Source organism: Candidatus Pelagibacter bacterium nBUS_28 (assembly GCF_051200915.1).
Lineage (GTDB): Bacteria > Pseudomonadota > Alphaproteobacteria > Pelagibacterales > Pelagibacteraceae > Pelagibacter.
Genome location: NZ_CP172844.1, coordinates 501,294 through 510,250, shown reverse-complemented (window position 1 = coordinate 510,250; position 8,957 = coordinate 501,294). Strand labels below are relative to the sequence as shown.

9 protein-coding genes are annotated in these 8,957 nt (G+C 28.3%); all 9 read right to left on the bottom strand.

Annotated features, from left to right (window positions below; all coding sequences use genetic code 11):
• From ACIJYC_RS02655 to ACIJYC_RS02615, 9 genes are read right to left on the bottom strand one after another with little or no spacing between them, the layout of a single operon-like run.
• Window positions 1-246 (bottom strand): DUF1467 family protein, encoded by a 246-nt coding sequence (locus ACIJYC_RS02655; protein WP_435167556.1) that lies wholly within the window; start codon window positions 244-246, stop codon window positions 1-3.
• Complete coding sequence (locus tag ACIJYC_RS02650) at window positions 246-1,901, bottom strand: ribonuclease J (protein ID WP_435167553.1); 1,656 nt, start codon at window positions 1,899-1,901, stop codon at window positions 246-248. Before ACIJYC_RS02650 ends, ACIJYC_RS02655 begins: the two co-directional genes overlap by 1 nt.
• Before the next feature lies 1 nt (window position 1,902).
• Window positions 1,903-2,649, bottom strand: coding sequence for a type III pantothenate kinase (locus tag ACIJYC_RS02645; RefSeq protein ID WP_435167550.1), 747 nt, complete (start codon window positions 2,647-2,649; stop codon window positions 1,903-1,905).
• A gap of 17 nt (window positions 2,650-2,666) precedes the next feature.
• Window positions 2,667-3,203, bottom strand: a complete 537-nt coding sequence (locus ACIJYC_RS02640; protein WP_435167547.1) for a biotin--[acetyl-CoA-carboxylase] ligase — start codon at window positions 3,201-3,203, stop codon at window positions 2,667-2,669.
• Entirely contained in the window at window positions 3,203-4,621 is a 1,419-nt protein-coding gene (gene nuoN / locus ACIJYC_RS02635) for an NADH-quinone oxidoreductase subunit NuoN (protein ID WP_435167544.1), read from the bottom strand. The genes ACIJYC_RS02640 and nuoN overlap by 1 nt, the downstream gene beginning before the upstream one ends.
• Window position 4,622: 1 nt before the next feature.
• Complete coding sequence (locus ACIJYC_RS02630; protein WP_435167541.1) at window positions 4,623-6,104, bottom strand: NADH-quinone oxidoreductase subunit M; 1,482 nt, start codon at window positions 6,102-6,104, stop codon at window positions 4,623-4,625.
• Entirely contained in the window at window positions 6,104-8,017 is a 1,914-nt protein-coding gene (nuoL, locus tag ACIJYC_RS02625; protein WP_435167538.1) for an NADH-quinone oxidoreductase subunit L, read from the bottom strand. Before nuoL ends, ACIJYC_RS02630 begins: the two co-directional genes overlap by 1 nt.
• Window positions 8,018-8,019: 2 nt before the next feature.
• The gene (nuoK, locus tag ACIJYC_RS02620) at window positions 8,020-8,331 is read right to left on the bottom strand and encodes an NADH-quinone oxidoreductase subunit NuoK (protein WP_435167535.1); all 312 of its coding nucleotides are present in this window, start codon (window positions 8,329-8,331) and stop codon (window positions 8,020-8,022) included.
• Entirely contained in the window at window positions 8,324-8,956 is a 633-nt protein-coding gene (locus ACIJYC_RS02615; RefSeq protein ID WP_435167532.1) for an NADH-quinone oxidoreductase subunit J, read from the bottom strand. Before ACIJYC_RS02615 ends, nuoK begins: the two co-directional genes overlap by 8 nt.
• Window position 8,957: the final 1 nt, after the last annotated feature.

The window sequence follows — 8,957 nt, the reverse complement described above, 5'->3', positions numbered from 1 at the left end:
TTAATTAATAATATTTCTTAAATTTAAATATTCAAATTTTATTAATAGATAAATTATTAAAAAAATAACAGTTGTTATTCCTGTACAATAAAGGAATTTTTTAAGCATTTTAGGGTTTTCAGGTGATCCAGGGTCTTCACCATCAATTTTAACTGTTTTCGTTCTATTAACATCAATTGGCAATATTGCAAAAAATACAATCCACCATATAATTATGTAGATTATAGCTAAACCTGTTAAGCTCATTAAATTCTTACTAAATTAATATTTGTAAAAGGTTTTTTTCCAGTTTTTTCTTTTGAAAATTTTCTACATGCAATTTTAAGAGCGTCTATTAAATTATGTTCTTGTTGTTTGCTTCCCAATCTAAAAGTTCTTGTAATTTCTTCAATTGCATCTTCTAAGCCATAAACAAATTCTTCTGTATCATCAACTGGTATACCTCTAAAAGTTAATATTGGTCTTTTATGAATGTTTCCTTTTGGAGTGATTAATACAGTTGCTTCAATATATCCATTAGCACTCAAATTCTTTCTATCTTTAATGGATGGAGCATCCTCAACAACACTAATGTTGCCATCTACATAAAGTCTGCCACTTGGAGCTTTATCATATACCTCGGGTTTACCTGGATATAATTTAACAATATCACCATTTTCTACCTGGACAGGATTAGGTACATTCATTTCTTTTGCAAATTTCATATGTTCTATCATGTGTCTGTGCTCTCCATGAACAGGGATAGCACACTGTGGTTTTACCCATTCATACATTTCTCTTAAATCATCTCTATTTGGATGTCCTGAAACGTGAACAAATTCATTTTCTTCAGAAATTACTTCAATACCATCTTTAACTAATTGATTCTGTAAATTGTATAATTTTTTTTCATTACCTGGAATAATTTTAGATGAAAATATAACAGTATCATCCTTTTCTATAAATACATCTGGATGAGTATATTTAGCTATTCTCATCAATGCTGCCATAGGCTCACCTTGGCTACCCGTACAAAGATAAACTATTTTTTCTCTTGCAATATTTTTAGCCTCTCTTGCATCAATGGGTTCAATAACATCTTTTAAATAACCACATTGTCTAGCTGCTTTAAATATTCTATGCATTGATCTTCCAACTAAAGATATTTGTCGGCCAGTTTTTTTAGCACAATAAAAAGCTGTTTCTAGTCTAGCAACATTTGAAGCAAAAGAAGCAATAATAATTTTTTTTTTCAAACTACTCATGATATTTAACATACTTTTTCTAACATCTAGTTCTGAACCAGCTTTACCTAAACTAAAAACATTAGTTGAGTCACATATCATTGCCAGAACACCTTCTTTACCTATTTCTTTCAATCTATTAGAATTTATTTTTCCACCAATTAATGGTTCAGGATCAATTTTCCAATCACCGGTATGTAAAATTACACCAGCAGGTGTTTGAATTCTTAAACCATTTGGCTCTAAGATGGAGTGGGTTAATGTTATGTATTCAATTTTAAAAGGATTTAAATCTACTGTTCCATTTAATTGAACTATTTTTAAATGTTTAGTTATATCAATGTGCTTCTCTTTAAATTTTTCTTTAATTAAAACAGCAGTAAAAGGAGTTGCAAATATCTTACATTCTAGTTGAGGCCAAAGATGAGCTATAGCACCAATATGATCTTCATGGGCATGCGTTAAAACAATTCCTAACAGATCATCTTTTTTATCAACAATAAATCCAGGATCTGGGTAAATTAAATCAATGCCTGGAAGGGTATCATCAGCAAAAGTAACACCAATATCAACCATAATCCATTTGTGTTCACCTGGCTTACCATAAGCAAACAGATTCATGTTCATGCCAATTTCACCAGATCCACCTAATGGACAAAATAATAATTCATCTTTCATGCTATTTAATTAATTTTGAAATCTTAATTAGACCGTTAATTGTAATGTCTTTATTTTGCTTAACTTTCGTTTTTATTGATTTTTTAAATAAGTCAGAAAATCCTCCAGTAATTATTACATTAAAAGATTTTCTAGTTTCTTTCTTAATTAAATAAATGATATTGTCAATTAAACCCGCATATCCCCAAAAAAAGCCAGATCTGACAGCAGAGATAGTATTAATTCCTATTACATTCTTAATCTTCTTCAAATCAATTTTAGGGATTAGGGTCGCTTTATCTGAAAGTGTATTTAGGGAAAGTCTTACACCAGGAGCAATAATACCACCTGAATAAACATTTTTAATTAAAACGTCAAAAGTAGTAGCTGTTCCAAAATCTAAAATTATAAAATTATTTTTATTATTTACTAAGCTGATCGCATTCGTTAATCTATCAGAACCAACTTGTTTATAGTTTGCTTTAATTTTTATTAATGATTTTAAATTTAGATCTTTAACCTCATAACATTTTAGCCTTGCTTTTTTTGATAAAAATTTTTTGATTATATTAAATGATTTAGGCACAACACTACAAAAGAGTATTTTTTTTACTTTTTTATAATCAACTACTAAATTTATAAATAATTTATTTAGTTTAGTGTAATTTATATCTCTAGTCGAAAGAGTTAATTTTTTAATAATCTTATTATTTTTGGAGACCAAAAAAATTTTAGTTTCAGTATTGCCTATATCTCCAAGTATATACATTATTTATTTATTTAATTTTAATTTAATTTATACATTTTTAAGAAATTTCTTTCAAAAATTAATTTTAATTTGTTTTCTATTTCTCTTTTACTAATAGTCTTATTAGTTAATTCATCCAAACATGTTGTAGGATAATTTCTAATTTTAGGGCTCTTCCTAATATTTATACCTACGCCAATAATCAAAAATTTATCATCTAATATAGAAACTGTTTCTTGTAATATTCCACTTATCTTTTTTTTTTGAATTAACAAGTCATTAGGTCTTTTAAATACTATATTTTTTTTATAATAATTTTTTAATAATTTTTTAATCAATAAACAATTAATTATTGTTAATCTTGATAAAGATAGTCTAATATTTTTTAGTTCGTAAAAAAAACTTACAAACAGATTGCCTTTATGAGAAATCCATTTTTTACCGTATTGACCTCTCCCCATTGTTTGGGTGTCAGAAACAACCATCCCATATTTAAATTTTGAACTTTTTATAATTCTGATAGCAGTATTGTTTGTACTTTTAACTTTTTTGAATTTAAATTTTTTAAATTTCATTAAATAATATTAATTCTTGATACAACTTCAATCAATTGACTTGGAAAAATGAAGTATAAAAGAATTAATATTGTAGAAAATGTAAGTGAAAATTTTAACCACAGGCTATGATCACCATCATATTTTTCTTTTTCCTTATCAAAATAAATTATTTTAATAATTCTCAAATAATAGAAAGCAGCAATAACTGTAGACAGTAATCCAACGATTGCTAAAAAGTACATTGATTGCTCAAGTACTGCTTTAAAAATATAGAATTTTGCAAAAAAACCAGCCAGAGGAGGTATACCAGCTAACGAGAACAAAATGACAAGCAATGACAAAGATAATAGTGGATGATTTTTTGACAAACCTGATAGATCATCAATATCTTCGTAATATTGATTATTTCTTTTCAGCATTAATAAACATGAAAAAAAAGCCAAATTCATGATTACATAAATAGTTATATAAACTATTGAGCTTTGAATTCCCTCGTTAGACCCTGTGGCCAATCCAGCTAGTGTATAACCAATATGACCAATCGAACTATAAGCGATAAGTCTTTTAATATTAGTTTGTCCTATTGCTGCGATCGCTCCAAAAAGCATAGAGGCAATTGATAGAAAAATTATAATCATTTGCCATTGATCGATTAAATTTAAAAATGGTACATATAAAAATCTTATAAATACAGTCAATGCAGCAATTTTCGGTACCATTGTAAAGAATAATGTAACAGATGTTGGCGATCCTTCGTAAACATCTGGTGCCCACATATGAAATGGTACAGCTGAAATCTTAAATGCTAATCCAACTAAAATAAATACAATTCCGAAGGTAAGTACATAATTTGTTGAATTAAGTTGATTTGAAATTAAATCAAAATTTGTCGAACCAGAAAAACCATATATTAAAGAACATCCATATAAAAGTAGACCGGATGATAAAGCACTAAGAACAAAATATTTTAACCCTGCTTCAGATGATTTTAGTTGGTCTCTATTAAAGGTTGCCAAAACATACAATGCTAATGATTGAAGTTCTAAACCTATATAAAATACCATTAAATCATTTGAACTTATCATTACCATCATACCTAATACTGAACTTAAGATTAAAATAGGATATTCGATTTTAAAAATTTTAAATGTTTTTAGATAATTAGATGAAATTACTAAAACTAAAAAAGCACCAACAAGAGTAATGATTTTCATTAGTGAAGACATATAATCAATGATAACGCTATTATTAAATAAAGTTATGCGATTAATATTATAAGTTTCGTTTAATGTAATAGTGGCTGTTATTAAAAGTACGAATAGAGAAATATTAAATATTAATTTTGAACTGTCATTTTTGAAAACACCTAAAACCAATAAAAACATAATTGATAATGAAATGAAAATTTCTGGTAATACAAAATTAAGATTTTCCATTTTATTTACTTATTAGATTAGCGTTATACATATTTATTAAGTCGTTGACGGAAACTTCAATTGTATTAATTAATGGATCAGGATAAAATCCAAATAATAATGTTGGTATAGCTAAACAAGTTAAAATAAAATATTCAGATTTGTTTAAATCAACCATTTTTGTTAGATCTGTATTAATTATTTTCCCAAAAACTACTCTTTTATATAGCCATAGCATGTATGCAGCTCCTAAAATTACTCCTAAGCTTGCTATAACAGCTACTAAAAAATTATCTTTGAAAACACCCATTAAAATCAAAAACTCTCCTATAAACCCGCTAGTCCCAGGCAAACCAAGAGCAGCTAGAGTGAATAACATGAATAATATTGAGTATTTAGGAATAATTGTAACGATTCCACCGTACGAACTAATTAGTCTTGAGTGCATACGATCATAAACAACGCCGACACATAGAAATAATGCAGCTGATACTAAACCGTGACTAATCATTTGTATTATACTTCCTTCAATACCTTGTTGTTGGATTGTAAATATACCCAAAGTTACAAAACCCATGTGGGCAACTGAAGAATAAGCAATTAATTTTTTCATATCTTCCTGCATTAAAGCAATCAATGATGTAAATACAATTGCAATTACACTTAAGGTATAAATCAAAGGTGTAAATATTTCTGATGCAATTGGAAAAAGTCCAAGAGAAAATCTTATAAACCCATAACCAGCCATTTTAAGTAATATTGCAGCAAGTAATACGGATCCAGCGGTAGGTGCTTCGACGTGAGCGTCTGGCAACCAAGTATGTACAGGCCACATAGGTGTTTTAACAGCAAATGAACTAAAAAAAGCAAGCCATAAAAGATTTTGATATTTTGCGTCTATACCAAGTTCATAAAGTTTCATTACATCTGTTGTACCTGAAATCCAATATATAGAGATAATAGCAACTAACATTAAAACTGATCCTAATAGCGTGTACAGAAAGAACTTGAATGCTGAATAAACTCTCTTAGGACCACCCCAAATACCAATAATTAAAAACATGGGAATTAAACCAGCTTCAAAAAATAAATAGAACACAACTAAATCAAGAGCACAAAACACTCCTATCATGAAACTTTCCATAATTAATATTGCTATTAAAAAATCTCTTAATCTAACTTTTATAGTATTGTTAACCGAGATAATGCAAAGTGGAGTTATAAATGTAGTTAAAATTATAAATAAAATTGAAATTCCATCTACCCCTACTTTATAATTTATAAATCCATTAATCCATTCTCTATCCTCAATAAATTGAAAGTTTGAAGTAGATTGATCAAAAGAAATCCACAAATAAATTGAAATTAAAAAATTAACAACTGTTGTAAATATAGAAACATATTTGGCAGTTAAATTATTTCCATCTTTATCTTTAGTAAAAAATAAAAATAAAGCACCTATAACAGGTAGTAGAATTAATGATGAAAGAATTGGAAAGTTCATTATTTAATAATCAAAAAAGTTAATAAAGCAGAAAAGCCTAAAAGCATTACAAAAGCATATTGATATATGAAACCACTTTGAAATTTATTAGCTTTAATTGAACATTTTTTTATAATTGACGAAATTCCATCAGGACCAAAGCCATCAATTAATTTTCCATCACAAAATTTCCACAAAAATAAACCTATTTTTTTTGAGGGTTTAATAAAAATAACTTCATAAAGTTCGTCAAAATACCACTTGTTGATCAAAAAGTTGTATAAAGGCTTATTTATATTTGCAATTTGATTTGGTATTTCTTTGTTTTTAACAAATAAATAGTAAGCAATTGGAATAGATGTTAGCACTAAGCATGGCGTTAATAGTAAAAACCAAGTTGGCGGATGTTCAATACTTAATGGAACTAAAAATTTAATTGAATTAGCCCAAAAGTGATTATCTATACCATGACCAACAAACAAATCTTTAAATAGGAAGCCAGCAAATATTGCACCTATTGATAATATGATTAGAGGTATCAACATAACTAATGGTGACTCGTGAGTTTCTTCAATTTTAACCTCTTTATTATTGTATTTACCGTGAAAAGTTTTGAAAATTAACCTCCAAGAATAAATAGAAGTTAAGAAAGCAGTAAAAATTCCAATTCCTGCTGCATAATATCCAGTAGAGTTACCCTTTAAATATGCAAATTCTATAATTGCATCTTTAGAGTAAAAGCCAGATAAAAATGGAAAACCAGTTAATGCGAGAGTTCCAATTATCATTAATACATATGTGTAAGGTAATTTTTTCCATACACCTCCCATATTATTAATATCTTGTTCATCTTTAAATGCATGAATTACTGATCCTGAGCCTAAAAATAATAAAGCTTTAAAAAATGCATGAGTAAATAAATGAAACATTGCAACGTTATAAGCACCAACCCCAGCTGCAAAAAACATATAACCTAACTGGCTACAAGTTGAGTATGCAATAATCTTTTTAATATCGGTTTGAACAAGGGCAACTGTTGCTGCAAAAAATGCTGTCGTCATACCTACAATAGTAATTAAGTTTAATATTAAGGGTGAATATTCGTAGATTGGTGAACATCTAACAACTAAGAATACACCAGCAGTTACCATTGTTGCTGCATGAATTAGTGCTGACACAGGAGTAGGTCCTTCCATTGCATCTGGTAACCAAGTATGTAATAAAATTTGAGCTGATTTACCCATAGCACCTATGAATAATAACAAACAAATTAAATCAATTGCTTTAACTTCAAGACCTAGGAAAGATAAATCTTTATCAACTACAGTAGGAATTTGTTGAAAAACTTCTGAATAGTTAACAGTTCCAAATAAATAAAAAATTAAAAATATTCCTAGTGCAAAACCAAAATCTCCCACTCTATTTACCACAAACGCTTTGATTGCTGCAGCGTTTGCACTTTCTTTTTTAAACCAAAAACCAATTAAAAAATATGAACATAGGCCAACTCCTTCCCAGCCAAAAAATAATTGAATGAAATTATCAGATGTAACCAACATCAACATTGCAAATGTAAATAACGAAAGATAAGCCATGAATCTTGGCTTATGTGGATCATGAGACATGTAGCCAATTGAATAAATATGCACTAAAGATGAAACAGATGTAACAACTACTAGCATCACAGCAGATAAAGGGTCTATTAACATTGACCAATTTACATCCAATGATCCTGAATTAATCCAAGTAGCTATAACAATATTTTCTTCATATTGGTTAACAATTACCTGATATAATACAAAAATAGACAAAAGTGCTGATATCGAAACAAGAGCACTAGTTATAATTTCAGAATTTCTATCACCAATATATTTGCCAAAAAAACCTGAAATTATCGAAGCCATAAGTGGTAGAAATAAAATTGAAATTTCCATAATTACCCTTTCAATTGATCTATTTCTTCAACTCGAATAGTTCCTGAGTTTCGATAATAGACTACTATAATTGCTAGACCTATTGCTGCCTCTGCTGCTGCAACTGTTAATATAAATAAAGTGAAGATTTGCCCTGTTAGGTCGCCTAGAAATATTGAAAATGCTACTAAATTGATATTAACTGCAAGAAGTATTAGCTCTATACTCATTAATATAACAATAATATTCTTTCTATTAAGAAAAATTCCAATAATACCAATTGAAAAAATAACAGCACCTAATGTTAAGTAATGGCCTAAACCAATTTCAGTCATCAATTTTAACTCCTTTATTGGTTTCTACCTCTAATATTTCAACACCTTCATATCTTTCTCTCGATATTTGTTTTAAATAACTTTGTGTTTTTACACCTTCTCTTTTTCTAAAAGTGAGGACAATAGCACCAATCATTGCAACTAATAAAATCATACCACTCAGTTGAAACACATGAATATAGTCTGTGTACAATACTTGACCAAGTGAATGTGTATTGCTCATACTAAAGTTATTAGTACTGTTGTTTATATCAAATAAATCAGGTTTATATTTCCAACCTCCAATAACAATAATCAATTCAAAAAATATAATTGTACTGATTATTAAACCTACAGGAATATGTCCTGAACTTTCTTTGGATGCAAACCACTGGTTTTTTTGTTGAGCTACATTTAACATCATAACAACAAATAAAAACAAAACCGCCACTGCTCCAACATAAACAATTAACATTATCATTCCCAAAAATTCAGCACCTATCATTACAAAAAGACAAGATATGCTTATGAAGTCTAAAATTAGAAAAAAAACAGAATGGACAGTATTTTTAGAAACTGTAACCATGATTGCTGAAATTATAGCAATGATTGAAAACGTATAAAAAAAAATTGAATGTGCTATCATT